Here is a 26,556-nt window from a genome sequence, read left to right as displayed (position 1 = left end):
GGAGGAGAACGCGATGTTCATCCAGTACATCCAGCCCGGCAAGCCGAACCAGAACGCCTTCATCGAGCGTTTCAACCGCACCTACCGCAACGAGGTCCTGGATCTCTACCTGTTCAACGATCTCGAGGAGGTCCGCGAGATCACCCACTGGTGGGTGATCGACTACAACGAGGAGCGGGCGCATGACGCCCTCGGCGACCTGCCGCCGGTCATCTACGCCCAGCTCCACTCAACCGCCGAGGACTCTAAAAATGAATGGTCCTCTTGACGGGGAAGCTTACGCCTGGACTCAAACGGCACCTATCCCCGACCACGGCGAATATACGGCCGTTGTCTACCAGATACGCCGAACATCGACGATCTCCTACCTTTCTCTGGGCCAACTATAACGGTTAGACCGAACAACACGCCGCTTCTCACGATAAGCGGAGTCCCGCAAACCCAACTAGGCCGCTACCGTGAACGGGCGGTGGTCGTGGCAACCCATCACCCGCGGTCACCGCGCTCGCTCGGCCCCGGCTGGGAGCGCGACCTGCTTTCCGGGGCGTTCAGGTCCGACCTCGTCTGGCCAATCGAGCGCTACCAGCCTGCGGCGTCGATCCACGGACACAGCACCGCGCCTACGACTATCGGATCGGTGATAGTCGGGTGCTCTCGAATCCGCGTAGCTATGGCGGCGTGGCGGCGTGGCGGCGCGGTGGGATTCGGCGCTGATCGCCGTCTGGCCGTGATTGGAGTAACAGGTGCCGGAGGTCCTGCCGTGGTGGGCCTGATACGACAGGAGGCAGCTGGAGGCCGACAAGGCAAGTCGGAGTCCCCCCGCGGGATTATTTCGGGGCGGGCTTTTTGGTTTCCGGGTCGGCATGGTCAACTAGTTCGTGCTTTTAGTCCCCTCCCGCATGACTCCGCGAGAAGCCGCGTTTAGTGAAAGTATCAGCGTCGATGCATAAGGAATTGTGCGTACCAGCTCACGGCTGCCGCTGATCCATCAACCGCGTACGGCCTGCTCTTAGGGCTCCTCTGAATCGTCACTCACTTCTTCGAGGAATGATTCGATGCGCCCCGATAGGGAGGAGTTTTTCTCGACATGCTGCGCATAGTAGATGAGGGAGTTAACGGCTGTCCGCTGCTTCAACGGATCCCAGAGTTCGACGATTTGGAGTAAATCCCCCGTGTCCAAGGCCTTAACCCCGAGATTCTCGATCGCCGCGCGTGCTCCATCCTCGAATCCCAGAGTCACCACCAGCCCAATAGCCCCTCGCAAACCACATTCGTTGGCGAAACCCATGAGATCCGGCACTCCGTCCACGGGGTAAACATATTGTTTAACCTCGGCCGACAGAGCGAGACGCCCCCCTTCCCAACCGTCAATGTCTCCGACCCGCTGGAGCCGCTTCGATCCGGTGCGGACCTTATCGATTTCGATCTGGAGGTGGGGGTTATCGGCCCGAAGGAAGCCGAAGACGATGCCTTGGAACGCTGCGCCAGTGGGTTCGCCCTTCTGGCTTTTCATCTCGAATCTTTCGAGCAGTAGCCGGAGTAGTGGTGGGTCGACGGATATAGAGGTTGGGTCGAAGGCGTGGCTCGGCAGCTTCTCCAGGACATAGGCGATGACTCGGTCCCGCAGCTCAATTAATTCTGCGTCGGAGAAGGTTGCCAGTGCGTCCAGCCAGTCTTGATAGGCGGACCACGCCTGGGTGGCATGGGGTGCGCAACTAGGGTAGTCAAAACGTTTGTGTTCTGATCGGAAAAGCCGTTCGGCTTTGTTGTAATATGGCCGCAGGCTCTTCGTCTGCCCGTCAGGTAGCTGCAGGATCAGCGTGTTGGCCCGGGCTCCCCGCGCGGTGATTTCCCGGCGTGGATAGACCACCATCACGTCTTGGAGCGTAGATGCCCCAAGGTCCGGAACGCCTATATCCCGAAACATATCGATGTAGGCGACCAGCAGGCCGGCGACGAATTTTCGGGAAGCGAAAGCGTCTTGGAATGCCTGGAATAGATCTTCTTTGTTCATCGGCGCCCATCCTTGACGTCTAGACGTCTGCTTGATATAAAGGCCGCATGCCTCGCGAAAAGAAGCCAACCCAGGTCGTTAGCCTCCGCCTGCCTCCAGCGGTAGCCCGGGACTTGAAGGTCCAGGCCGCCCAGCGCGGACTGCGGCTGAATACGATGCTGGAGGAAATGCTAGCGCTCTATAAGGAGCAGCGGCCAGCCGAGGCTGATAGCTCACCAGCGGACGGGGGGCGGCATGAGCGCGACCAAGAATAAGATCCTAAAGGCTGGGTCTGCATCAGAGCAAGAGCCGGGCTGGAAAGAAGCGTTGCGCGCAAGGGAGCGCGAGTGCTGGGACGCCCTGCATCAAGGCGGGGACCAGGTCCGGCACCGCTTGTCGCCACGTTCGACCTATTTTCTGGATGACGCGGTTCATTGGTTGTCCGAGATTCCGCCAGCCTCGATCCACGCGATCGTCACCGATCCGCCTTATGGCGTGATCGAGTACGAGAAGACCCATCACGAGAAGCTCCGGCAGGGCCGTGGCGGTGTCTGGCGCATCCCGCCGTCATTTGACGGGGCAAAACGCAAGCCTCTTCCTCGCTTTACAGTCCTCTCCAAGGAAGAGCGCAACCAGCTGCATGCGTTCTTCGGTGCCGTTGCCTATGGCGCCCTGCGCGCGCTTGTCCCGGGTGGTCACGTGATCATTGCCTCGAACCCCCTCGTCTCAACGCTGACTTTCAGTGCATTCGAGGAAGCAGGTTTCGAAAAGCGGGGGGAGATCATACGTCTCGTGCAGACGCTGCGCGGAGGCGACAAACCCAAAGGTGCAGAGGCCGAGTTCCCGGATGTCTCTGTGATGCCGCGTTCGTGCTGGGAGCCGTGGGGGGTATTCCGCAAGCCATTCAGCGGCACCGTGGCGGACAATCTCCGGTCGTGGGGTGCAGGTGGATTGCGTCGAGGGCCTGCAGGCGGCCCTGTGAAGGACGTAGTCGAGTGCTCACCCACGCGGGGATACGAGAAAGAGATCGCGCCTCACCCCTCGCTGAAACCCCAGCGATTCCTGCGACAAATCGTCTACGCTGCGCTGCCTGTCGGAGTCGGCCTGATCTATGACCCGTTCGCTGGGAGCGCATCGACATTGGCCGCGGCCGAGGCCTGTGGGTACGCCTCGATCGGGACCGACCGTGACGTGGAGTACTTCAAGATGGGTGTCCAGAGCTTCGATCCGCTCACCCAGATGCCTGTAAACACCAAGAAATAGGGCTGTGCTCGCCGCACCTGCCGATCATCCAGCATCCGGTGTTGGCGTTCTGCAGGCTTGGCTAATCACGATGCCTCGTTCTGTGGCGCCGGCGGACCAACTGATGCCCGCGGAGGATCTGACGGCGGGGTCTCTCTATTCCCCCCACGCGTCCCTATTTGTCCTCGTGGCGGGAAGCTTACGCGTGAGGCGCTCGCTCCCCGCACAGCATATGCGCCCCAGCCCCCGCGACCCTTCATCGCCATAAGGAAGTAAGCGGTCATTCCAGACCGTCTTGACCGTCTAGAAGATCAGGAGGGATATCGCTACTCGGATCGGTGGTCGTCCGGTCGCACGACGGTGGTTCCGCTCCCCACGTCCTGGATGGGTGAGAGCATCTCCGGCGGGACGCGCCACTGGCGCTGGTCATCGGTGAGCACCGTGACGGTCTTGCGGTTGAACTTCACCAGCGTTCCCGTCAGCCGGCCGTCCCGGCTTGACTCGAAGTTCACCCGCGCTCCCAGGTTGAAGTCCATCATCGCCCGATAGGCCTATTTCGCCTCGAGGAACTTCAGCCGCTCGACGATCCGATGGTTCAGGCCCACGAGCTCGTCGTAGGTGAGGGCGTCCAGATCAACCGGCATGGCGTTCGACCTCGCTGGTCAGCGGAGCATGCGCGAAGCGCTCCCTCCACACCCGAGGCATGAGCGCGAGGATGTCCCGCGCCGGATACCGGCTGAGGCGCTGGAGCACATCGACGAGGCAGGTGTGCGGATTGATACCGTGCAGCCGGCAGGTGGTCAGCAAGCTCTGCAGAGTGCCGACGTGCCGGGCACGAGCTCCGTCCAGCAGAAGTGCCAGTTCTTGCGCCGCATCGAGATCACGCGCAGCGCGTCCTCGCGCTCGTGCGCATACACGAGCCCCGGGTGAACGGATCCGAGGGCAGGCGCCCCGGGTCCTAGTGTTCATGGAACCAGGCGACGAAGGCATCGACGACCGGATAGCTCTGCTCGGCGCGAGAGGCCAGCGCCTTGTCCGGCGCTAGCCGGCGATCACGGATCGCAGCCGCGTGCGTATAGAGCGCTCGGAGGGATTCCAGGGCCCGCGTGCCCCCTGCGGGCTCGCTGGCTTCGGCGGCAAGGAACTCGCGCCGAGTATGCGCCCAGCACTGGGCGTGGGTCAGCCCGGCCGCGGCCTCGGCGAAGCGTGCATAGGCGCTGTAGCCGTCGCTGATCAGCGTGCCGGTAGTGCGTCCGCAGGATCGTTCAACACCCCTGTGACCGCCAAAACCGGCGGTCACAGGGCACCCAAAAGGCCACCCTGGCCCAATGTCCTTCCTACAATGCTGTGGCGGGCGATGGAGCCGGATGCAGGGGCATTAATCAGCGCTTCCTTAAAGAGACGCTGATTTAATTCGCGGCTGCGCCCGGCCAGCGCACGGGTCTGGGATAATGGCAGCCGGTTTCCGCCCCGAGGTAAGGATCGATGTCGCAGCGCAGTTTTTCCGATCTCGAGTACTCCGCCAAGCGCAAGCAGACGCGGCGCGACCGGTTTCTGGGCGAGATCGACGCCATCACGCCCTGGGCGGCGCTGGTGGAGGCGATCGAGCCGCACTACCCGAAGGGGAAGCGCGGCCGCCCGCCGATCGGTCTGGAGCGGATGCTGCGGATGTACGTGGCGCAGCAGTGCTTCAACCTGTCGGATGAAGGGATCGAGGATGCGGTGTACGACAGCCAGGCGATCCGGCGCTTTGTCGGGATCGACCTGAGCCGCGAAGACGCCCCGGATGCCACCACCCTGCTGCAGTTCCGTCGCCTGCTGGAGCGCCACGACCTGACCCGGGTGATCTTCGAGCGGATCAACGCCCATCTGCAGGAACGGGGCCTGCTGCTGCGTGAGGGCACGGTGGTGGATGCCACGCTGATCGCCGCCCCGCCGTCGACGAAGAACGAGAACAAGGCGCGTGATCCGGAGATGCACCAGACCAGGAAAGGGAATCAGTGGTACTTCGGGATGAAGGCGCATGTCGGAGCGGACGTGGTCACGGGCCTGGTCCACACCGTGAAGGGGACGGCGGCGAACGTCTCGGACGTGTCGCAGGTGCCAAACCTGCTGCACGGCGAGGAAGACAGCCTGCATGGCGATGCCGGCTACATCGGTGCGGAGAAGCGGCTGGACGGGCATCGTCCCGAGACGCACATCGCGCGCAAACGCGGCACCGTCCGCGCGATGCCGGAAGGCCCGGCGCGCGAACGGGTGCGCGCAGCCGAACGGCAGAAGGCGCAGTTGCGTTCGATCGTCGAGCATCCGTTCCATGTGGTGAAGAACCTCTTCGGCTACCGCAAGGTCCGCTACCGCGGCCTCAATAAGAACACCGCGCAGCTCCACAGTCTGTTCGCCCTGGCGAACCTGTACCGCGCGCGAAGGTGGGGGCTGCAGCCGCAGGGGTAGTACGTCCGCAGGACCGAAAAACGCCCCTGTGACCGCTCAAAACGGCGGTTACAGGGGCCAAAACAGGCCGCCGTGGCCCTGATGTCCTTCCAAACGCGCTTCGGCGGGATATGAAGTCGGATGCAGGGCCATTGATCAGCGTTTCCTTAAGGGACACTAAAAGGCAACGAGTTCCAAAATACCGAAAGCAGCGCCTATCAATTCGCAGATTCTGGCTTTGTCAGTCCAAGCGGCGCGTGGGATTCGCTCCATGTGAGGAGGCTTCCACGCCGCGCTAACATTACACGATATTCCTCATCCATCTCAGGATCTCGATCTTCCTTTGGGCCAAAAATATCCGTGTGCGCGCGATTCTTATTCACTAAGTCTGGAGTGTGTACAACTGTCTGCTTTGGAACTTCACGCACTCCGCCTACATGAAACTTCGCGACCCGATAGTTCTCAGGGTTCCTGGGCGGCCTACCGGCCACTGCCGGGGGTTGAACAGTATCATATGGGGCGGCGTATTTATCCCAATCTGTTGACATTGATGGGCTTTCGTTAGGGGTGTTCTTTATCGCCCCCAATGGAACATGTGGCCATTGTCTGTCTGGTCCGAAGTTCACGTGCACCCGGAAATACAGAATTGCATCATTCGGGATTTCTTCGGTTTCCCATTCAGTCATAAGACACTCGCGACATCATCCATGCAATCGGAGCCGGAATACCTTTCCCATCAATTGGAAATTGCCCTCGTAATTTCTCTTGACCAAAATCATCCCCATAATAGGTGGCCACTTCCATAGCCGAAACATTAATAAGGATCTCGAAGCCTTCTTCTTTCCAGTGTAAATCGATCGACCCATCCCGGGCAGGCCCAACTACGGGTGTAAGAATTTCTGTACCATAGACCCTTCGCACCAAAGAAACCCAACCCTTGAGAAGCGTTCGCACTCGGTCCACAAGATCATCGCCCGGGGCAATTGCTCCGTCTTCATCCCAGTCATCCTCAAATGCTGCGATCTGGTTGAGACGTTCCTCAGCGCTAGGGTCAAGCCCCGCAGTTTCTGGATGTTTTGATTTATCTTCTTCTAAGCGAACGCCTACTATTGAAGACGCAGAATCCAAATTAGGGGCGCCGCGCCGAGCCAACACTTCAAAGAAGATTCCATCACCAATCGTCGCCCCAGGGGCTTTCTCGCTGACTGTTTCTTCTTCAGCCCACCATAGCTGATGCTGAGTTAGATTAGATTCGCGAGGAAAAACGCTCGGCAGGACCTTTCCTCCACCCCCTAGCCGTGACGTATCCCACGACCGGGCATGGTTGCGCCCCGCACTAGACTCGACCAGGCCCGAAAAATGCATTCTGCCAGCCTGGCTAGTATCAGTCATAGCACTCATAATAGGCCTCCCGTTCTAACTCGCATCCCGAGAAAGAAATCCTTTGCTCTCCAAGAATTCCTTCATCTTCTCTTCTTTTTGAAGAGCACGCTCAATTTCATCTTTTAATGCTTTCAAGTCGCCACTATCGAGCGAGAAAAATTCTTCGCTCACCCCCTGATATTTTCGATATTGTATACGAAGAGTATGCAGGTTTATGAATTGGCTAAGCCCGGCATCCGTATCAACACCAAAAGCAGGCCGCAAATCACTAAGCACACGCGCTGACTCGAACAGATTTGGGCGTTCCAGATTAATGTTTGCCAGCTTAACCGACTGGAACACCCGGGACTCATCAGATACCAAGGGCGTTACAAACCCACAGACCGTCTCCCAATCGACCCGCGAGGGCATAATACTCTCGACACCAGTCGCTTCCGAAGCGGACCTAAGCTCCTCAATAAAAAGTTCAGGGGTTAGCTTATAATTAATCCTCAGCTGCGAAAAAGTTACAAGAAGATCGGCGATTTTGCCGGCTTCAGCAATACCCGCATCACGTAGCCGATCAGAAACACCTTTTACATAGTTGGCAAGATTAGGCGTCGTAGCGACCTCATTGGCAGCCTCGAGCAAGGTCTGCCATTCATGATCAGAAAGGCTGTACAGCAGAGCCACATCCTCATGCTGTTCTTCAGGAATTCGGAACGCCATCTAAAGATCTCCAGCCTAGTTCGACAGGTTTCCCTGCCAACAGAATGTTGCGCGAGTCGGCCAACTGAAACTTCATGGCCCGCATAGGTCCGGGTCCGGACACACAGCAGGCCGGCATTAGCCGGCCTGCTGCTCTGGCGTCCAACTCTAGCTTCCTTATGCTCGCTTCGCAATTTCAGCCCGACCCACCGGGGAGCGCTGTGCGCGGTTTCGCGGTCTTGCCCCTCCCCGCCCCTGGTTCCTGGAAGCGAAGGTACTCTTCGGGCGTCCGTCTAGAACCTACCGAGGAAACCGCACGAACGGCGGTCGGCCGAGATGGCCGAGTTATGGTCAAGTCTGGTGTATGAGCGATCACTGGTTCAGGCGGGTCTCCGGTCGGTGATGGAGGATGCCTCGTCGTTGGTCGGTTCGGTCTGTTCGACGCCGTCGATGAACGTCACCCCGCGCTCGAGCTTGTCGAGCCATTCGTAACCTCGGAGCCGACGCCAGCGCTTCTGCGCGCTCTGGCCGAGCTTGAACGTCAGGCTCAGGACGGTGTTGCGGGTCACGCAGCCCCGGGTCTTGGCGGTGCGCAGCCGCACGGTGGCGAAGGTCGATTCGATCGGATTGGTGGTCCGGATCGACGGCCAGTGCGGGGCCGGGAAGTCGTAAAACGCCAGCAGGTCTTCCCGGTCCTTGGCCAGCGTCTCGGCGGCTTTCGGGTACTTGTCGCCGTAGGCGGTCAGGAAGGCGTCGAAGGCCTGTTCGGCGTCGGCGCGGGTTTCGGCCATCCAGATCGCCTGCAGGGATGATTTCGCCTTCGGCTGGCTCCGTTTGGGCAGCCGGTTCAGCACGTTGGCGGTCTTGTGGACCCAGCAGCGCTGGCGGCGGGTGTCCGGGTAGACCTTGGCCAGGGCCTTCCAGAAGCCCAGCGCGCCGGCGCCGATGGCGAGCCTGGGCCCCTGCGGAAGGCCCTGCTGATCCCGCAGGCGCACCAACAGTTCATACCAGCTCTGCTCGGACTCGCGCATCCCGTCGTCGAGGGCGACGAACTCCTTGGTACCGTCCGGCAGGACGCCGATGATGACCAGCACGCAGGCGCGTTCATCGTCCTCCCCGCGCAGGTTGAAGTGGATGCCGTCCGCCCACCAGTAACTGTAGCGGTGGGCGCTGAGGTCGCGCTCGCGCCAGTCGGCGTGCTCGGTCAGCCACTGCTGCTTGAGCCGGCCCAGCGTCGAGGCGGACAACCCCTGGGCCTGTTCGCCAAGCAGCGCGCTCAGCGCCTCCTGGAAGTCGCCCGAAGACACCCCCTTGAGATAGGCCAGGGCAGCAGCTCCTCGACCGAGCGCGCCCGGCGCAGATACGGGGGCAGCAGGCTCGACGTGAAGTGCCGGCCGCCGCCGGACCGATCCCGGGTCTTCGGCACCTGCACCGGCACGTCGCCGATGCCGGTCCGGACCCGGCGCTCCGGTTGATAGCCATTGCGCACCACTGCCCGGCGCCCGTCCGGCAAGCGATCCTCCGCGTAGCGCTCCATGAACGTCTGCAACTCTGCCTCCACCGCTTGCTGGATCAGGTCCCGCGCCCCGCGGCGCAGCAGATCGGTCACCGGGTCGTTGGACGGGTCCTCTGGTCCGTTCGGGTTCTCTATCGCAACGTGAGCTATTGGCCTAGTTCCTCAGGCTGGTGGGTTGCTAGTAACCTTCCCTCCCAGCCGGATACGACGCCCCCCCGCACAACACTTTTGACAGTAACTCCGCCTTCATTCCACAGGGCTCTACAATGGACGGCATCGATGGACTTAGTGACCGGTCACCAGGCCCGCATCGCCAATGCCATGGAGCCGCTCGAATACCTCTTCGCGGTGAACAGGAACATCGCCAGGGGCATCGATCCCTACACGGATGCACTCCCCGCTCGTTCCCAGCACAGACACCCGAATGTCGTCGCCGATCCGGAGCTTGCCAACTGGGTCTTCCGTTGAGACGTAACCGGGCGCACTGACCATTAGTCGTGGCTCGCCGCCCCACCAAGTAGCCACCACCAGGATATCCAGCCCAATCACGACGGCTTCGCCGTCCCTGCGCGTCAAAACGAGCATCCTGCTCCCCTCCTCGCATCAGACTCAGAAATTCGACGCGGCTCCGGCCTATATAGTACCCACCGAAGGATCACGAAAGTACCGCGCACACGACGGACACGCCGCTCCAGCGTCTGTCAGCAATCCGGCTCGGGGGGTTAGCCTTCCACACCGGACACATCGCCGGCCCTGGACTCGACAACTACGACACAAGGCCTCCGTCACCCCGCGCGGCGCACGTGTGGCCCGTCCGCAACCACCCGCACACAGTACCGTCTCGAACAGCCGATTGTAGCAACGGCGGCAATAGGCCTTGTTCCTGTAGAGCTTGGTCGCTTTAGCCATCGCACAGCCGCAGTAGTCGCACCGATTGTGGACAGCCGGTAGACGTTTCGGTCGCTCGAACGGCTCACTGACAGCCTTTCCTGGTCGAGAGTCCGAGATGTCATCGAATGCCGGTTGCTTCGGAGGCACGGCCGAGGGGGTAGCCACTGATCCATATCCCCCTGGCTCCGGCACCGGTGCCTCCCAATCACATATCCGGCGCACAGGGAACGCACGCACCAGGGTGCCGCATCGACCTGGTAAATCCTGCTCGAAACGCCTTCGCACGACCCGCACAAGCCTCTGATTCTTTGGGAGGATTCTCAGAACCGAACGGATAACACAGAGGTAGTGCATACACGTTCCGTGGCTCCGACTCCGGCGCTCTTCGAGCATATGGAGCCACAGTGCGATGTCGTCGATGCACCAACGCCAAGGCGCTTTCCCGGTAGAGCGCAAGAGGCCATAGACCGCCGAGAGATCCCGGTTCACAGATTTCTGCGTGTACCCGGCGGCCAGACGCGTTCGGATCCAGTACACGATCGAGTGCCTGCAGACACGCCCCTCGTCGATATCCTGCCACCGTATCCGCTGAGGACGACGCGATGAGGAAGGCCAAACTGGCTCGCGCTGATAAGGCCCCGCACCAGTGCTCACGGAGCAAGCTCGCGCGCGCCCGAAGACCTCATCCGGGTAATCGGTTTCCGACTCGGCGCGGGCGAGCCATTCCTGTGCCCCTCGCCGCTCTGCATGCTTCGCAGAGGTCGCGGCCACTCCCAACCCTTCGCGAACCGCCTGTTCGTACCAAAACGGTGGCCGTTCAAAATCGCGCAGCAAGTCCGAAGCCCGAACACCCGATTGGCGAGCGATATCCCACAGCCGTTCGGGCCAACCCTCGAGCATCCACTGAACGCAAGCCATAGCCTCAATTCGCTGTCGCGCGTTCAGCCGTTCAAACCGTTTTATCGGGGCCTGGGAGGTGTCGACCTGCGTCCGCAAGCCCAACTCGTCGCGCAACGCCCCACGAAAGCGACCAAGCCTCCGAGCGATCCCCACGTGGACGAGCAAGGCCCGCATTCCGGCGAAGAAAGCGATCGATGGAATCACGCCCAGGCCAGTGATCTCTATCCAGCCTTCCCTCTGGGCATCAGCTAAGCGCACCTGAAGATCGCGAGCCCGTCGAATGATCATCTCCCCACCAAGCCATGCCGCCGACTCGGCCTGGCGCAGATCAAAGCCGCATCCGCCACAGACACTCAAGGGAGCGTCAACGGAACGCACGCGGTGGAACAGGACAGGCGAGCGACAAACGGGGCACTCGTCCCGAAGATGAGCCCCATGTTCGGGACAGGTGACGTGGAAGGCAAGCCGCCACTGTCGCCTGAAATAGGGTATATCGTCCTCCCGGAGGCACGAGGGGCAGTATCCTAGGCCCCGGTTCATCCGGACACGGTGATAGACCCCGACAGGCATAACCCAAGGCGTGTTTCCAAGCGCGTTGAATCGCTCATGGATGCGCCCGATATGGTCTTTCAGGGTGGTCTCACTCACACGGTGGAATGGTGTCGCAGTCCGGGTAGCAAGGCCGGCCAACAGATCGACATCCGCACTCTTGTCGATATCACGGTTCCAGATGGCCTTTCCCGGCCACTCCAGATGGCAGAAGGTATGTAATGGCAAGTGGTTCGCCCGCGCTAGACGGACGATCCACGACGACACCAATTCGTCTGGCAGCGGCTTAGGATGCGCTGGCCACAGGTTTCCACTCAAACCTTGCACCAGGCTGGTCATTGGCTAACGACGCCCTGAGGGGGGCGTCCACTCGATCGCGTTCAGTGTGTCGAGGGTGATGCGCTCACTGCCATCCTTGGCGGCGTGTATTGCCGCCCGCCTGAGCACTTCGGCTAGCTCTCCAATAAGCCCCTCCGACATCAAATGGAGCTTTCGGGCGACCTTTTTCTGCCCGAGCGTTGAGGGGTTGACCAATGGAAGCGATCGCTCGAACGTCACCAGCAGTCGGGCAAACGCTTTATCCAGTGACCAGCGGGGAAGCTCGAAGGGATGGAAGCGGTTAGCGAGCTGTGGATCTGTTCCTATGGCCCGGAGTGCCTCCTTCGTTCCGACACCAACGATCGGGATCTGGAGCTGGTTTCCCAGGTGCTTCAACAAGTTAAGGAACTGCTTCTGTTTGACGGTGGGCCCAGCAATGAGGTTATGGATCTCGTCAATGATCAGCATCCGGACATCCACATAGCGCATGTAATGGAGCAGTTGCCGTTCCAGCTTTGAAGCCGGATCGTTGGCGCGGTACGGAGCCGAGATCTCATGGAGAATGGAGGTCAAGAGCGCTTTGTCGTCCGGCTTCGGCGGCGCCTCGACGACCAGGACAGGAACTGTGATCCCCTCCCCCTCCGGATTTTCGAATGCGGGATGCTGCGCCTGGAAGCGCCGCACTACGACGGTCTTACCATTGTTCGAGTCGCCATACAGAAGCATATTGGGCATGCGATGCGTCTTCGGCTCATTATGCAGATCCTCCAGGCGGTCAAGTGCAGCGTGAGCCCCCTCGTACCCAATCCATCGGGGGATTTTCCTGATATGCCGAAGCCGGTCTTCTGGGGGCAGGCTCAAAGCCTCTTGAGCTTCCGCGGAAAGGTGTTCCAGTTGGCCCACAGCTAGACCTCCACGTCGTCATAGGGGTCAATGTCGCCCCATCCATCATCGTCGTGCGAATCCAGGGGAGACGCCTCCGGGTGCGAACCGTACGAAGTTCGGGCCACTTGCTTGTTGTTCTTGCGCCGCTGGGCCTGACGCCGGGCGCGTGCTGTTTGTCGCGAGGCCTCATCCTCGATCTTCCGCAGCCGCTCATGGGCTTCAAAGATCGCATCTTCATCCTGGGCATCACGCCCCTCCTGTCGCAATCGGCGTTGGGCCTCTCGTAGCTCCCAAAGACTAATTTTCGGGTGCGAAGTGTTCCGGTAGGGGAGATCGAAATACCGCTCGTGTTGCGGGTCAAAGAAGTAGACGACGGAGATATCCCGTGGGTCTCGCCGAATCAAAAACTTGCGCTTCTTTCCGCTGCCATTGGGATCCGTGGCGTGGACCCATGGACGGAGAACGTCGGCATAGTAGGCGACATGATCCAACACGACTCCATGGCGCTGGACGGTCCGCTCCTCCCACGGGAGAAAATCGATCTTCAGGCGCTCCTCGTCTCGCACGCGGGCAGGCAGGCCTCGGCCCACCTGATGATCAGTACCCAGAATCCCCTCCTCCCACTTCTTCAACGGCGAAACACCGAGCGCTGAATGGACGGTCTGGTGGTAGATTTGAGTGATGTAGGTGGCAATCCATACCTCGAATTCCGACAACGTAAACGCTGCCATCCCTGACGAGTCGTAGTTCATCCGTTCTTCGATGTTCGAGAAGGTTGTTCCTGGCAGGTTGTGGATTTCTGCATTGAACGTCCCGAGTAGTCGTTCGACGTGGCCTCCGAAGTTGGGGTGCGCCACCGGGCGCCAATGCAGGTCAATCCCGTAATCAGAGCACGCGCGCTTGAGCATATCGCCCCGGAACTCCTTGGCATTGTCGGCATGGACCGTGCCTGGGAGCCCCCATACGGGCCATTCGCCATCGATACCCCGCTCAAGCATCCAGCCGTCCTTCGGGAGGATCGAGTGTGCCAGAGCCAATCCCACCGGCAGGCTTCCGGGGGCCTCCAATGACACTGAAAAACCAGTCACCATCCTCGAAAAGACGTCCATCGCCAGGGTCAGGCTGGGGCGGCCAATAGGCTTTCTCTCGTCGTCATCCACAATGATCAGATCGACAGGTGTGTGGTCGATTTGCACTGTATGGAGAGGCCATTGAGCATCCGGAAACTGGCCCTGTGTCGGCTCGTATCGCTCTCGGGCAGTGCGCCGCCCGAGCCGTCGCTCCATCTTTCGACGGTCAGTGATGGTCCTGATGCGATTACGGACTGTATTAGGGTGAGGAGGCTTCAAGCCGGCCGTCTTGCAGCGACGAATGACCTCCTGGCATACAACCTGAATCTTGGGGCGCTGCTTGCTCAGATACCTTTCCTCGATCGTGGCCTGAATAACCTCCTCGACCTCGTCCGGGATCCGCACGCCCCCCGGCTTGGGCCCCCGCCGTACCGGAACGAGGGACGAAGCCCGCCCCGTGACCTCGTACCGCTGGATCCAGCGGTAGATGGTGGCTTGATTAACGCCAGCTTCTTTAGCGGCCTGCTGGACATCTACGACCGACCGCCAATCGTTCTCCAGAAGCGGGCGAATCACCGCCATTCTCTCCTGAGCTACGTTCCAGTCTTCATCGGAGATCAACTCCAACTCGACTGAGGATCCTGAACCCGCTTCGGGCTCTGGAGGGGACAAGACGGAGGGAGATACCGACCGGAGTTCTCCAGATTCAGAGTCCTTCACCAGCACCCGGTTGTAGTCCAGCAACTGGTGTACCACGAAGGCACGCCCTTGGTACCGCACGTCGGTTCCGGGCTTCAGTTCGAAAGAAACTTTCATTGATCGCCCTCCGCCCAGATACGGCTAGACATGCTCAAGGGACGTGTAAGGTCGGCTTCAATCCGACCAAGAGCCATGAGATGCCAGACCACTGGCAGGATCTCCGCTCGATTCCAGGGTGAACGGAAAATGGCCTGAGTAAGCTCCGCTGGAGTTGTCTCCCGCATGTCGTTCAGCAGCGGCATAACCGCCACTCTCTGGTCCAGAGTCACCGGGAGATCGCGATATTCGCGCAGAAAGCGGGCGTTCTCGAGGTAGGGAGTCCGAATCTCGTTCTCCGTCAGGATGCGGAACTCCCATCCCTGCTCGGTGGCGTATCGGCGAGCGGCCTTCAGACGAGGCTTGAGCAACGACCAGTCACGAAAGAGGTCTTTGCGATACTTCACCTCGCACAGCAAGGGCCGCCGATCATCGACGTATCGGACAAAAAAGTCGGGGGTGTAGGTTCTGGTGGCACCGAGGGGGTCGGTGTACTCAAGCGTGAGGGGCTGTTCCTCAATGCTTTCAACTTCTCGATCAAAGTCGAGGAGAATCAGCAGGTCACGCTCCAGGCTGGACTCGAAGGCGGGGGCGCCACCCCCCTTCTGACTGGCAATGAGGCCCGTGAGGTTACGGTAGTTTTTCGGGATCTTTCTCGCTGGCATTGAACTACTCCTTGTCCAGCCCGGAATTCCGCTTGAATTCGTTCGCAGAATTAAGCGTTAAATTCCGGGTTATTCGCGACAATCCTTGTCCGAATTCGCACAAACCGTTGTGCGGCTGCTCGTTAAGGCACTGATCTACGGTAGATAGGATCGCATAATTTACTGGAAATGACAGAGGAGGATCACCGCGGCCGGGCGAGATCTCGCTCGCCCACAATGGCGTGCTGTTCCTGGACGAGCTGACCGAGTTCGACCGGCGGGTGCTGGACGTGCTGCGCGAGCCCCTGGAGACCGGTGTCATCCACATCTCGCGCGCCGCCCGTCAGGCCGAGTTTCCGGCCCGGTTTCAGCTGGTCGGGGCCATGAACCCCTGCCCGCAGGGCTTCGACTGCGACCTGGGGAACGCCTGTCAGTGCACCCCCGAGCAGCGCGGGCGCCACCGCAAGCGGCTGTCCGCACCCCTGCTGGACCGGATCGATCTGGCGATCGACGTGCCGCGCATCCCGCCGGCCGAACTCGGCCGCGACACTCCGGATCCGGACGCCGAGGACAGCGTCACGGTGGCACGCCGCGTGGCTGCCGCACGCCGGCTGCAGCTGGAACGTCAGGGATGCCTCAACCGGATGCTGGAGGGCCGCGCCCTGCAGCAGCACGCGGCGCTGGCGGAGGCGGAACGGGCTCTGCTGGATGCCGCCGCGGAACGTTTTCGCCTGTCGGCGCGCGCCTATCACCGGATCCTGCGAGTCGCCCGCAGCCTTGCCGATCTCGCCGGGGCAAGGGCCATCGGGCGTGCCCAGCTGACCGAAGCACTGAGTTTTCGCGCCCTCGATCACTGGCGCGTGGAATGACACAAAAAAGGCCCCGCCGCGGTCTCCCGCGACGGGGCCCGGGATCGACCGAAATCGATCAGCCCTCGAATTCGGCGATAAAGACCGCCAGGTCGGCGATATCCTCGTCCGACAGGTTGCGCGCGTTCGGCGCCATCAGGTGGGTGTCGTCACCCACGGTCTCGCCGGCACGGTAGGCCACCAGACGCTGCGCGATGAATTCCGCGGACTCACCGGCAATCGACGGGAAGATGCCGATGCCCTGGCCCTGTGCACCGTGGCAGGCGATGCAGGTGCCATACAGCTGGCTCTCGGCGCGCGCGGCGTCACCGGCCGCCAGGTCGATACCGTTTACCATGTCGCCATTGGCGGCGGCGTCTTCTTCAACCGCTTCGTCCTCGCCGTTGCCATTGGCGGCGCTGTCATCTTCGGCGGCTTCGTCCGCGCCGTTGCCATTGCTCTCATCGCCGTTGTCGGGCGACCAGCCATGGTCGACATCGGCCTGATCCAGCATGTAGGCCACCGCCCGCTGCACTTCCTCGTCGCTCAGGTTCGGATCGCCGCCCCGCGGCGGCATGGCGTTGTAGCCGTTGATGGAGTGATCGAACAGGGTATCCATCCCCTTATCGTCGAAACGCGAGGCCCACTCGTCGGAGTCGTCGATGATGGGGGCATCAGAAGCACCGGTGTCATGACAGGCGGCGCAGACATTCTGATAGATGTCGCCGGCACTCACCTCGGCCTCTTCCTCGTCCACCTCAACCGCACCGGCTTCCACACGACCGGCCGGCGTCAGACGGGCGGTCAGTTCTTCTTCGCTGATGGGCGTGCGTTCGGCCACACCCATCTGCCCCAGCCAGTTCACCAGCTGCGCCACCAGGTAGATGACCGTTCCCGCCAGCACGATCGCCGAGAGGAACAGGAGGACCTTGTTCCCGGCATCCATCTTGATCGGTTGATTTGCCACTGCTCTCCCTCCGAGGTCCGGCCTGTCGCGGCCTTGAATTGGATTTTTCTGATCGGTCGGCGCGGCCCCGCCGGCTGCGAACATTAAGGGCGCGCATGGAGGGCGGGAGTATAGGGCATCCGACCACCACAGACCACAAACCGAGTACAGCACTCGAATAATCGGGTTTCGCACCGGGATACTGGCTGTATTCTAATCAAAGGGCGGCCCCCGGAAACGAGTACTCGACACGCACCCGGCGCTCCGGCAAACCGTGCCCGCATCCGCCGAAGACTGGACGCAGAGCCGACCGAGGCGTACCATTCTGCCGCAAAGCGCCCGTAGCTCAGCTGGATAGAGCGCCACCCTCCGGAGGTGGAAGTCAGAGGTTCGAATCCTCTCGGGCGCGCCATATTTGCCCCCCGATCGGCGTGCGCGCTTGCCGGCATCTCCATCAGCTGTACCACCCGCCCGAACCCCGCGTACACCGGGCCACTGCGGCTTCCGGTGAACCCGCCGGTACAGGCTCGGCCGGGCTGGCCGCCACAGAACTCCCCCTGCTGTTCCTCGAACCCGGTCGGGGTTTGCCTGCGTGATCCGTACGCTGCGGGGAGCTCTGACCGACTGCGACTTGCCGTTGCGGCAGGCTGTAGACTGGACAGCCTCGCAACCGCACGACGAGCCACCTGGCCCGGGGGCCTGCCACAACGCCGACATGCACATGGATCGACGCAATTTTCTGGTCGCCGCCGGCACCGCCCTCCCCGCCCTGCTGGGGGCCTGTGGCCGCCCGGACCCGCCGCTGGAGATCGCCGGCCATGTATGGCCCGGCTATGAACCGATGTTCCTGGCCCGGGTCATGGGCTGGCTGGACCCCGAGCGGGTCCGGCTGCGGGAGACCGCTTCCGCCAGCGAATCCATGCGCCGGCTGGCTGCCGGAGAGGTCCATGGTGCGGCGCTGACCCTGGACGAGGTGCTGCGGGTACGCGCCCGGGGGGCGGATCTTCGCGTCGTACTGGTCTTCAACATCTCCGCGGGGGCCGACGTGGTGCTGGCGCGCCCCGCGATCGAAAGGCTGGAAGATCTGGCCGGGCGTCGGGTCGGCGTGGAAGACTCGGCCCTGGGGGCCCTGATGCTCCATCACACCCTGGACGCTGCGGGCCTCGCACGCGATGAGGTAGAAACGGTGTCGCTGACCATTGACGCGCAGGAGGCCGCCTGGGAGCGGGATGAGGTGGATGCCGTGGTGACCTATCAGCCCGTCGCCGACCGCCTGCTGGACGACGGCGCTCGCGTCCTGTTCGACAGCCGGGCCATGCCCGACACGATCTTCGATGTGCTCGCGATCGAGGCCGGTCACCTGGAGCGTCTCGAAAGATCGACCCGCCACCTGATCGCGGCACATTTCCGCGCCCTGCATCATCTGCGCGCCAATCCGGTGGACGCGGGCTACCGCATGGCGGAACGCCTGGGGGTCCCCGGCCAGCGGGCCATGGAAACCTTCCGTGGGCTGGTGCTGCCGGATGCGGCCAGCAACCACCGCCTGCTGGACGGCCCGGAATCGCGGGTCCTGCAGGCGGCGCTGGAGATTGCCAACCTGCCGGAAGAGGCAGACGCGCCACTGGACCGCAACTTCGGGGACGAGCTGGTACGCCCCGACCTGCTGCCGCGCGAGGAGCCCCGATGAGAGACGCAATCGGGATCGCAGTGCCCCTGCTGGTCGCCGTGCTGATGCTTGCAGCGACGCCGGCGGTGGCCGAACACCACGTGACCGTGGGGATCCTGGCTTTCGAACCGGAGGACCTGGCCCGCGAGCGCTGGGGTCCGCTGATCGAACATCTGGACGCGGAACTGGAAGACGTCACGGTGGACGGGGTAATCGCCGATTACTCGGTGCTGGAGGAGAAGCTGCGCAATAATCGACTGGATTTCCTGCTGACCAACCCCAGCCACTACATTCGCATCCGCAGCGACAGTCACCTGTCCGGGGCGCTGGCGACTCTGGTCCCGCTGCACGATGGGACTCCGGTGAGCGGCTTCGGCGGAGTCGCCTTCACCCGCGCCGACAACGATCACATCCGCGACTGGGAGGACATCCCCGGAAAACGCATCACAGCCGTCCTTCAGGACTCGCTCGGTGGCTACCAGGCGCAAGCCCGGGAACTGCGCGAACGCGGCACGAGACCATCTGACGCGGACATCGAGTTCACCGGGATGCCGCACGACCGGGTGGTGGACCGGGTTCTGGACGGCGGGACCGACGTGGGCTTCGTGCGTATCGGGATCCTGGAACGCCTGCAGGAAGACGGCCGGGTAGCCCCGGAGGAGATCCGCATCATCGGACGCCAGGAGATGGCGGACTTCCCGCTGGCGCTTTCCACACGCTTGTATCCGGAATGGCCGTTTATCGCCCTTGAACAGGTCCCGCACGAGCTGAGCCACCGCGTGCTGATCGCCCTGCTCGAGCTGGATGGCGAATCGGACCCCGCACGGTCCGCGGGCATCGACGGCTTCACCGTCCCCATGGACTACGAACCGGTGGAGGAACTGGCACGCGAACTCCGCCTGCCGCCTTACGATGCCTCGCCGCAGCTCACCCTGCGGGAATTCCTCGAGACCTACGGTCGCGAGGTCACCCTGATGCTGGGAGTCGGAAGTGTCATGCTCGCGCTGATCCTTGGCCTGGTGCTGGTGAACCGCCGCCTGGCCACGCTGCGCAAGGAACTGGAAGAGAAGGCCGCGGCCCTGAGCCGTAACGAGGCCCACGCGCGCGCACTGATGCGGGCCCTGCCGGACAGCCTGTTCCGGATGGGCCGCGACGGAACCTTCATCGAATGTGAGTCCGCTTCGGAAGAGATGCTGCTGATGCCGCCCGAGGAGTTTCTCGGGCGGCAGCTGGACGAACTGTTCCCGCCCGCCTACGCGGAACAGGGAACCCGGGCTATCCACGAGGCGCTGGCCAGCGGCGATGTCCGCGACTTCGAATACGACACCGCGCCACTGGGCAAACCCGGCCATTTCGAGGCGCGGGTGGTCCCGCTGAACGAGGACGAAGTGCTGATGATCGTGCGCGACGTCAGCCAGCGATCCGCCATCGAGGCGACACGGAACCAGGAACGCCGCTTCCGCGAGAACCTGCTTGCCAGCCTGGGCGAGGGCGTGTTCGGCATTGACCGGGATGGCCGTTTCACCTTCGTCAATCCCACCGGCTGCCGCCTGCTGGGGTTCGCCGACCAGAACGAGGCCCTGGGACGGGATTCCCACCAGACGGCGCATCACAGCCACCCGGACGGCTCCCATTATCCTGCGGAGGAATGTCCGATCCACGGGGTCCTGGTCAGCGGCGAGACGGTGGAAGCCTGGGAGGACCATTTCTGGCGTCAGGACGGCGAAGCCTTCCCGGTACTGGTTTACGCCTCGCCGATGCGAGACGACGCCGGCGAACTGACCGGCGTGGTGGTGTCGTTCCAGGACATCTCGGTACGCAAGGCGATGGAACGGGCACTGGCCGACAGCGAGGCCCGCTTCCGCCTCGCCCAGGAGGCCGCACGCTTCGGTATCTGGGAATGGAATCTCCCGGACGACCGCATCCACTGGGATGATCAGTGCTGGCGCATGCTGGGCGAAGACCCTGCGCAGGGCCGGCTGCTGAGCTTTGAAGACTGGCGCCAGCGCCTGCACCCGGAGGATCTCCCACAAGCCGAGGCAGAGGTGCAGCACCAGCTGGCCGAGGGCTCGAAATTCTCCATCGAGTTCCGCTACCGCCTGGCCGACGGCGGCTGGTTGTGGACCCTGGGGCGGGGACGCGTGGTCGAGTGGGGCCCGGAGGGCGAGCCGCGGCGAATGATGGGCATCCACGTGGATATCCAGCGGCTCAAGGAGGTCGAGGCCGAGCTGCGCCAGCGCGAGAACGAACTGGCCGAGGCCCAGCGTATCGCGCACATGGGCAACTGGATATCGGATTTCCGTTCCGGGGTGATCCGCTGGTCGGAGGAGGTCTACCGCATCTTCGGCCTGGATCACGACCAATGGGGCGGGACCGAGGCGGACTTCATGGAACGGGTCCACCCGGATGATCGTGAGAGGGTCCGCGCGGCCATCGATGCCTCGGTGAGCGGGCCGGGCGCGCCCTACCGGGTGGAGCACCGGATCCTGCGCCCGGACGGTGAGGTTCGCACCGTGTACCAGCAGGGCGAGGTCGAATTCGACGACGTTGGCAACCCGCTGCGGATGTTGGGGACCATTCTCGACATCACCGAGCGCAAGGCGACGGAAGAGGCCCTGGGGCGACGTCAGGCGGCCGACCGCGCGACCTCCGACATCGCTACGCGTCTGGTGACCCGACGCGACGTGGACCGGGCGATCGAGGAGTCGCTGGAGGCACTGGGCGAACTGCTGGGAGCCAGTCGATCGTGGGTCTTTCTGTTTCGCGAAGACCGCGGGGTTCTCGACAACACCCATGAATGGGCCGCGCCCGGGGTGCCCCGCCGACAACAGGAGCTCCAGGGACTGGTGCTGGCCGATTTCCCGGAATGGCAGCAACGGATGGCCCATGAACGTCTGATCCACATACCCGATGTAGATGCGCTCGGAGAGGGGGCAGACCGAGAACGGGAATGGCTCCGGGGGCTGGGGGTGGATGCGCTGATGGCCGCCCCCCTGCTGGCGGCCGGCGAGCCGCTGGGCCTGCTGGGCGTAGTGGACGTGCACGGCACTACGGTCTGGGGGCCGGAGGACGCCGAGACCCTGCGACATGTCGCGGACCTGCTGGGCAACGTACTGGAACGCCACCGAGTGCAGCAGGCCCTGGAGGGACTGAACCTGGAACTGCGCCGATCCAACGAGGAGCTGGAGCAGTTCGCCTACGGGGTGTCCCACGATCTGCGCCAGCCGCTGCGCATGGTCAGCAGCTACCTGCAGCTGCTGGAGCGCAGCCTGGGCGAACGGCTGGATGCAGACCAGCAGCGTTTCCTCGGCTACGCCACCGAGGGCGCCCGACGCATGGACCGCATGATCGTGGGCCTGCTGGAATACTCCCGAGTGGGAAGGAAGACCGACCCCATGGCTCCGCTGGACGCCCGCGACGCCCTGGACACCGCTCTGGCGTTCCTGCAGCCGGCGGTGTCCGAAACATCCGCGCGCATCGACGTCGAAGGCGACTGGCCGCGCCTGGTCGCCAGTCAGGACGAGCTGGTACGTCTGCTGCAGAACCTGATCGACAATGCGCTGAAGTACGTGCCGGGCGACACGCGGCCCGAGATCCTTGTCGGCGGGCATATCGACGGCGACCACTGGGTGGTCCGCGTGCACGACAACGGGGTCGGCATCCCGCAGGACCAGAAGGATCGACTGTTCCGCGTCTTCTCGCGGCTGCACGGTCACGGTGAATACGAGGGCAGCGGCATCGGCCTGGCACTTTGCCGCCGGATCGTGGAGCATCATGGCGGCAGCATCGGCGTCGATTCGGGCGGAGCGGGACACGGCAGCACCTTCTGGTTCCGGATACCCTTCCGGACGCCGGACGACGAGCGAACGGAAAACAATGCAGACTGACAAAGGGGCCCGTGGAGATCGGCCGATGAACAAGAGCCCCGATCCGGTCACCGAAGTCCTACTGGTGGAAGACGAGCCAGCGGACGTCCACCTGACGCGCATGGCCTTCGAGGAGGCCGGGGTCACTGCGCGCCTGCACCACGTGGAGGACGGCCAGGAGGCCCTTCGATTCCTGTCCGGAGAGGCGCCCTACGCCGGAGTCCCGCAACCGGGGCTCATCCTGCTGGACCTGAACATGCCGAACATGGGGGGGCTGGAGTTCCTGGAGCGCCTGCGCGAGCTGGACCATGCCGACCAGATCCCGGTGGTGGTGCTGTCCACCTCCGATCTGGACCGCGACATACGCACCAGCCGCCAGCACGGTGCCGCCGATTACGTCGTGAAGCCCCTGGACATGGAGCAGTTCTGTGACCGTGTCCAGCGTCTGGCAGAGGACTGGAATCTGCCCCGGGATGAAGCAATCCCGGCTCCACCCTCGCCCGCGATCGCCCGTGCCCGCCCCTTGGCAACACCGGACCGGGGAGCCCCGGAGCGCACCACTCCGGCGGCGAACGAGGGTAAAGGCGTACCGGTACTGCTGGTAGAGGACGAACCCGGGGATGCCGACCTCGTGCGTTTCGGCCTTCGGGGTTCAGCCCGCGAACGCTTCGACGTGACCTGGGTCGACCGGTTGTCCGTGGTGCCCGAAACCCTCAAGGAGATCACGCCCGCCGTCGTTCTGCTCGACCTGTCGCTGCCGGACAGTACCGGGCTGGAGACCGTGCGCGCCGCGCGTGAACTCTTCCGGGACACCCCGGTGGTCGTGCTGACCGGCTACGAGGATGAGGATTTTGCGCTGAAGGCGCTGGAAGTCGGTGCGGCCGACTACCTGGTCAAGGGCCGGATCGAGACCCCCACCCTGGTCCGCGCAATCCGTTATGCCCGCAGCCGCGCGAGCCTGGAAGGCCGCATCCGCGAATCCGAGGCCCGCATGGCCGCGGCACTGGAGGGGGCAAACCTCGGACTGTGGGACTGGCGAATCGACACGGATGCGATGTTCCATGATCACCGCTGGGGCGAACTGACCGGTCTGGCGACAGAAGCGGGGACCGGGCCCGTGGCGCTGTGGGATCAGGCCCTGCATCCGGATGACCGCGAGCGCCGGGACTCCGCCCTGCAGCGACATTTGAGAGGCGACACCTCCCGTTATTCGTCGGAATTCCGCGTCCGCCATCCTTCCGGGGCCGAGGCCTGGCTGCTGGATGCCGGACAAGTGATCGAACGCGACCACCAGCAACGCGCCCGGCGCATGGTGGGCGTGGTGCGGGATATCACGGAACACAAACGTCTGGAGCAGCGCCTGGAGACGCTGGCACGGACCGATCCGCTGACCGGACTGGCCAACCGTCGGCTGTTCATGGACGAACTGGAGCGCGAATACGCGCGGATGCGCCGGGAGCCGGATTACGCCGCCGGCCTGCTGATGCTGGACATCGACCACTTCAAGCGCTTTAACGATCAGTACGGCCACGAGATCGGCGATCAGGTGCTGGTCGAGTTCGCCCACTGCATCGCCGCCTCGCTGCGGGCCGGCGACCGCGCCGCACGCCTGGGCGGCGAGGAATTCGCGATCCTGCTCCACGGCATCTCGCCGGAAGACGCCGAGCACACCGCGGAGCGCGTACGGGCCCGGGTGGAGGCAATGGAGCCGCAGACCGAACGCCCGGACACCGCCGGGGTGACCACCAGCATCGGCGTGACCATCCTTTGCGCTGACGACAGGGGGGCCGACGATGCGCTGCGGCGGGCCGATGACGCTCTCTACGCGGCCAAGTCCCGCGGACGCAACTGCGTGGTGGTCAACGGCAGCACCCGAGAGGAAGAGCCGCCGAAAGATTGAGACAGGTCATGGCAGCCCTGCGCGGAACAGGTCTATTTTTATAGCAGGTGCGGCATATACCACAGGGAGAGCGCCATGATTACCGAAATCCTGTTTCAGTCCCCGATCGGCATCCTGACCATTGCGACCCTGCTCGGGATCTTTGTTTTCCTCGGCTGGACGGGCTACATCGTGGTGCGAAACGTCCGCAAGGCGGAGCAGGACAAGAACGAATAACCGAGGCACCGGGATAAATCCCGGACGCCTGCGGAGTTTGGCACCTGCTGCCCCGCCTCCGGATGACGGAGGCGGGATTTTTCGTGCCCGGAAAGCGGGCCCGCCCCGGCAGAGGCAGGCCCGGGATGGGCTCAGGTGTGCTGATCGCCGTGGTATAGGCGTACCACGTGCTTCGCCTCGGCGAAGAACAGCCAGCGCTCCATGCCCACACCGATCAGGGCGGAGGCCACCGCCAGCCAGGCCGTTACGGCCGTGGCGCCGGCCAGGACCGCAGCCAATAACAAGGCCGGAATAATGAAGCCCAGCAGGAACACACCCGCTTTCATCATGCTGGTCGTTTTCTTGCTGGGATCGTAGCCGAACTCGTCGGTCAGGAAGGTGCCGGCCGTATGCCCGGTATCCAGCAGCCGGACGGTGGCCCGGTTGAAGGTCGTGGCGGTGTTGATGGTCGGGCCGGTCACCTTCGAGATCCAGAAGTAATAGATCCCCTTGAGGACCGCGGCGATCAGCAGCATCACGATGGCCACGCCGGCGTGCATCGCCGTCGCGTTGCCGAAGGCGCTGGCGATGGCGGCGTAGGCCGCCGAGCCGGTGGCAATACCCAGCATGATGTAATTCGCCGGAGTCAGCGCGGTGTTCCACTGGCGAATGGTCTTCAGGCAGCCGTAGATCATGCCGGTGGAGAACAGGACGATCACGGCGAGGATCGCTGCGATCAGCGCCGCGATCATGCCCAGCAGCCCGATCTCGGGGCCCTGCAGCAGCACGCTCAGGCCGTAGATTGCCGCGAACGGGTAGAACAGTACGGCGAATACCGCCTCGCGCGAGAGCCACGACGTCTTGAAGCGCATGAACGAACGCCAGGCGTTCTTCTTGTTGGCCAGGTGGCCGGTGGAGAACAGCAGCCCGACGGTGATCAGGCCGAGCGCGCCCACGCCATGGGCGATCACCTCGCCCTGGCTCATGGCCGGGCCGACGCCCGCCAGGTGGAAGATCACCAGCAGGACGAACAGGCCGTAGCCGGCGCCCGAAGTGACCGTGAACAGGATGACGGAAAGTGCAGGATGCATGGTGGTTTCTCCCCGGGACGCGACGCGTTAGCGCGCCACCATCTTGTTGACCCAGTCCTTTACCGAGCTGACCAGCGTATTGGCACGCACGTCGTCGGTGGGGATGGGGCGGGTGACTCGCGGCGGAAGATAGGTGTTGACCGGCTTGTAGCCAAGCTCGGGCATCTGCTTCACGCCGCCACGCTCGCGCACCAGACGGCTGACCTCGGACTCTTCATCGTCGAAGTCACCGAAGAAGCGGGCGTGGGCCGGGCAGGTGATCACGCAGGCCGGCTGCCGTTCCTCCGGTGGCAGTGCGTCGTCGTAGATGCGGTCCACGCACAGGGTGCACTTCTTCATCACGCCGTCCTCGCGGTCCAGCTCGCGGGCACCGTAGGGGCAGGCCCAGGCGCAGTAGTTGCAACCCATGCACTTGTCCTGGTCGACCAGCACGATGCCGTCTTCCGGGCGCTTGTAGGAGGCGCCGGTCGGGCAGACGGTCACGCAGTCGGCATGATCGCAGTGCATGCAGGACATCGGGATGTTGACGGTCTTGTTGTTGGGGTAGTCCCCGACCTCGTAATGGCGGATGCGGTTGAACCACACCCCGCTGGGGTCCTCCCCGTAAGGCTGGTAGTCGGTCAGCGGGCCAGTGGTGCCGCTGGTGTTCCACTGCTTGCAGGCCACCGCGCAGGCATGGCAGCCCACGCAGGTGTCCATGTCGATCACGAGTCCAAGTCGCATGGTTGGTACTCCTTCAAA

The 26,556-nt window shown here is 63.0% G+C and carries 21 protein-coding genes, 1 tRNA gene and 3 pseudogenes; 9 read left to right on the top strand and 16 right to left on the bottom strand.

Annotated elements, in window-relative coordinates:
• Positions 1 to 268, top strand: a 268-nt coding sequence (locus D571_RS0112285; RefSeq protein ID WP_018936703.1) for an integrase core domain-containing protein, incomplete at its 5' end; no start/stop codon positions are given.
• Between the two features lie 741 nt (positions 269 to 1,009).
• Here D571_RS0112285 and D571_RS0112280 read toward each other — a convergent pair.
• On the bottom strand, positions 1,010 to 2,014 hold the full coding sequence (locus D571_RS0112280; RefSeq protein WP_018936991.1) for a hypothetical protein: 1,005 nt from the start codon (positions 2,012 to 2,014) through the stop codon (positions 1,010 to 1,012).
• A 234-nt stretch (positions 2,015 to 2,248) separates the two neighbouring features.
• Between D571_RS0112280 and D571_RS0112275 the strand changes: the two genes are divergently transcribed.
• Positions 2,249 to 3,256 (top strand): DNA methyltransferase, encoded by a 1,008-nt coding sequence (locus tag D571_RS0112275; protein ID WP_156815790.1) that lies wholly within the window; start codon positions 2,249 to 2,251, stop codon positions 3,254 to 3,256.
• 305 nt (positions 3,257 to 3,561) lie between these two features.
• Here D571_RS0112275 and D571_RS13800 read toward each other — a convergent pair whose 3' ends face one another.
• From D571_RS13800 to D571_RS13940, 3 genes are all read right to left on the bottom strand, one after another.
• A complete protein-coding gene (locus D571_RS13800; RefSeq protein ID WP_018936989.1) occupies positions 3,562 to 3,774 on the bottom strand; it encodes a hypothetical protein in 213 nt (70 codons plus the stop codon).
• A 94-nt stretch (positions 3,775 to 3,868) separates the two neighbouring features.
• Positions 3,869 to 4,204, bottom strand: coding sequence for a transposase domain-containing protein (locus D571_RS14645; protein WP_369773863.1), 336 nt, complete (start codon positions 4,202 to 4,204; stop codon positions 3,869 to 3,871).
• Entirely contained in the window at positions 4,194 to 4,535 is a 342-nt protein-coding gene (locus tag D571_RS13940) for a transposase (protein WP_018936986.1), read from the bottom strand. Before D571_RS13940 ends, D571_RS14645 begins: the two co-directional genes overlap by 11 nt.
• Positions 4,536 to 4,720: 185 nt before the next feature.
• Between D571_RS13940 and D571_RS0112255 the strand changes: the two genes are divergently transcribed.
• A complete protein-coding gene (locus tag D571_RS0112255) occupies positions 4,721 to 5,686 on the top strand; it encodes an IS5 family transposase (RefSeq protein ID WP_018936985.1) in 966 nt (321 codons plus the stop codon).
• A gap of 657 nt (positions 5,687 to 6,343) precedes the next feature.
• Here the strand turns inward: D571_RS0112255 and D571_RS14340 are convergent.
• The 9 genes and pseudogenes from D571_RS14340 to D571_RS0112230 form a co-directional block, all read right to left on the bottom strand.
• Entirely contained in the window at positions 6,344 to 7,066 is a 723-nt protein-coding gene (locus D571_RS14340) for a hypothetical protein (protein ID WP_156815789.1), read from the bottom strand.
• Positions 7,067 to 7,081: 15 nt separating this feature from the next.
• The gene (locus D571_RS14335; protein ID WP_156815788.1) at positions 7,082 to 7,756 is read right to left on the bottom strand and encodes a hypothetical protein; all 675 of its coding nucleotides are present in this window, start codon (positions 7,754 to 7,756) and stop codon (positions 7,082 to 7,084) included.
• A 359-nt stretch (positions 7,757 to 8,115) separates the two neighbouring features.
• Positions 8,116 to 9,386: pseudogene (locus D571_RS13790) on the bottom strand (IS256 family transposase).
• Between the two features lie 150 nt (positions 9,387 to 9,536).
• Positions 9,537 to 9,743 (bottom strand): carbon storage regulator, encoded by a 207-nt coding sequence (locus D571_RS13785; RefSeq protein WP_051076189.1) that lies wholly within the window; start codon positions 9,741 to 9,743, stop codon positions 9,537 to 9,539.
• Positions 9,732 to 9,836: pseudogene (locus D571_RS14640) on the bottom strand (carbon storage regulator); the annotation flags it as partial. The pseudogene D571_RS14640 and the gene D571_RS13785, both read right to left, overlap by 12 nt.
• 48 nt (positions 9,837 to 9,884) lie before the next feature.
• Positions 9,885 to 11,930 carry a TniQ family protein gene (locus D571_RS14635; RefSeq protein ID WP_083916905.1) on the bottom strand — a complete coding sequence of 682 codons (2,046 nt, stop codon included), beginning with the start codon at positions 11,928 to 11,930 and terminating at the stop codon, positions 9,885 to 9,887.
• A 3-nt stretch (positions 11,931 to 11,933) separates the two neighbouring features.
• Complete coding sequence (locus tag D571_RS0112240) at positions 11,934 to 12,812, bottom strand: TniB family NTP-binding protein (protein WP_026287831.1); 879 nt, start codon at positions 12,810 to 12,812, stop codon at positions 11,934 to 11,936.
• 2 nt (positions 12,813 to 12,814) lie between these two features.
• Positions 12,815 to 14,680, bottom strand: coding sequence for a Mu transposase C-terminal domain-containing protein (locus D571_RS0112235; protein WP_026287830.1), 1,866 nt, complete (start codon positions 14,678 to 14,680; stop codon positions 12,815 to 12,817).
• Positions 14,677 to 15,324 (bottom strand): heteromeric transposase endonuclease subunit TnsA, encoded by a 648-nt coding sequence (locus tag D571_RS0112230; protein ID WP_018936980.1) that lies wholly within the window; start codon positions 15,322 to 15,324, stop codon positions 14,677 to 14,679. The genes D571_RS0112235 and D571_RS0112230 overlap by 4 nt, the downstream gene beginning before the upstream one ends.
• A gap of 176 nt (positions 15,325 to 15,500) precedes the next feature.
• On the opposite strand from D571_RS0112230, the pseudogene D571_RS13780 reads away from it, so the two are divergent.
• Positions 15,501 to 16,172 (top strand): annotated as a pseudogene (locus D571_RS13780) (ATP-binding protein); the annotation flags it as partial.
• A gap of 58 nt (positions 16,173 to 16,230) precedes the next feature.
• Here D571_RS13780 and D571_RS0112220 read toward each other — a convergent pair.
• Positions 16,231 to 17,118 (bottom strand): c-type cytochrome, encoded by an 888-nt coding sequence (locus D571_RS0112220; RefSeq protein WP_018936978.1) that lies wholly within the window; start codon positions 17,116 to 17,118, stop codon positions 16,231 to 16,233.
• A gap of 314 nt (positions 17,119 to 17,432) precedes the next feature.
• On the opposite strand from D571_RS0112220, the gene D571_RS0112215 reads away from it, so the two are divergent.
• The 5 genes from D571_RS0112215 to D571_RS14490 all read left to right on the top strand — a co-directional run bounded on the left by D571_RS0112215 (position 17,433) and on the right by D571_RS14490 (position 24,745).
• Positions 17,433 to 17,509, top strand: a tRNA-Arg gene (locus D571_RS0112215).
• 303 nt (positions 17,510 to 17,812) lie between these two features.
• Complete coding sequence (locus D571_RS0112210; RefSeq protein WP_018936977.1) at positions 17,813 to 18,784, top strand: ABC transporter substrate-binding protein; 972 nt, start codon at positions 17,813 to 17,815, stop codon at positions 18,782 to 18,784.
• A complete protein-coding gene (locus tag D571_RS0112205; RefSeq protein WP_026287829.1) occupies positions 18,781 to 22,650 on the top strand; it encodes a PAS domain-containing protein in 3,870 nt (1,289 codons plus the stop codon). The genes D571_RS0112210 and D571_RS0112205 overlap by 4 nt, the downstream gene beginning before the upstream one ends.
• A 25-nt stretch (positions 22,651 to 22,675) precedes the next feature.
• Complete coding sequence (locus D571_RS0112200; RefSeq protein ID WP_018936975.1) at positions 22,676 to 24,529, top strand: diguanylate cyclase domain-containing protein; 1,854 nt, start codon at positions 22,676 to 22,678, stop codon at positions 24,527 to 24,529.
• A 75-nt stretch (positions 24,530 to 24,604) separates the two neighbouring features.
• A complete protein-coding gene (locus D571_RS14490; RefSeq protein WP_018936974.1) occupies positions 24,605 to 24,745 on the top strand; it encodes a hypothetical protein in 141 nt (46 codons plus the stop codon).
• Positions 24,746 to 24,876: 131 nt separating this feature from the next.
• Here the strand turns inward: D571_RS14490 and D571_RS0112190 are convergent, their stop codons facing one another.
• Entirely contained in the window at positions 24,877 to 25,815 is a 939-nt protein-coding gene (locus D571_RS0112190) for a DmsC/YnfH family molybdoenzyme membrane anchor subunit (RefSeq protein WP_018936973.1), read from the bottom strand.
• 27 nt (positions 25,816 to 25,842) lie between these two features.
• Entirely contained in the window at positions 25,843 to 26,538 is a 696-nt protein-coding gene (locus tag D571_RS0112185) for a 4Fe-4S dicluster domain-containing protein (RefSeq protein ID WP_026287828.1), read from the bottom strand.
• Positions 26,539 to 26,556 lie beyond the last annotated feature (18 nt).

This window comes from Thioalkalivibrio sp. ALJ24, from assembly GCF_000377785.1.
Lineage (GTDB): Bacteria > Pseudomonadota > Gammaproteobacteria > Ectothiorhodospirales > Ectothiorhodospiraceae > Thioalkalivibrio.
This window is presented reverse-complemented; position numbering and strand designations above follow the sequence as displayed.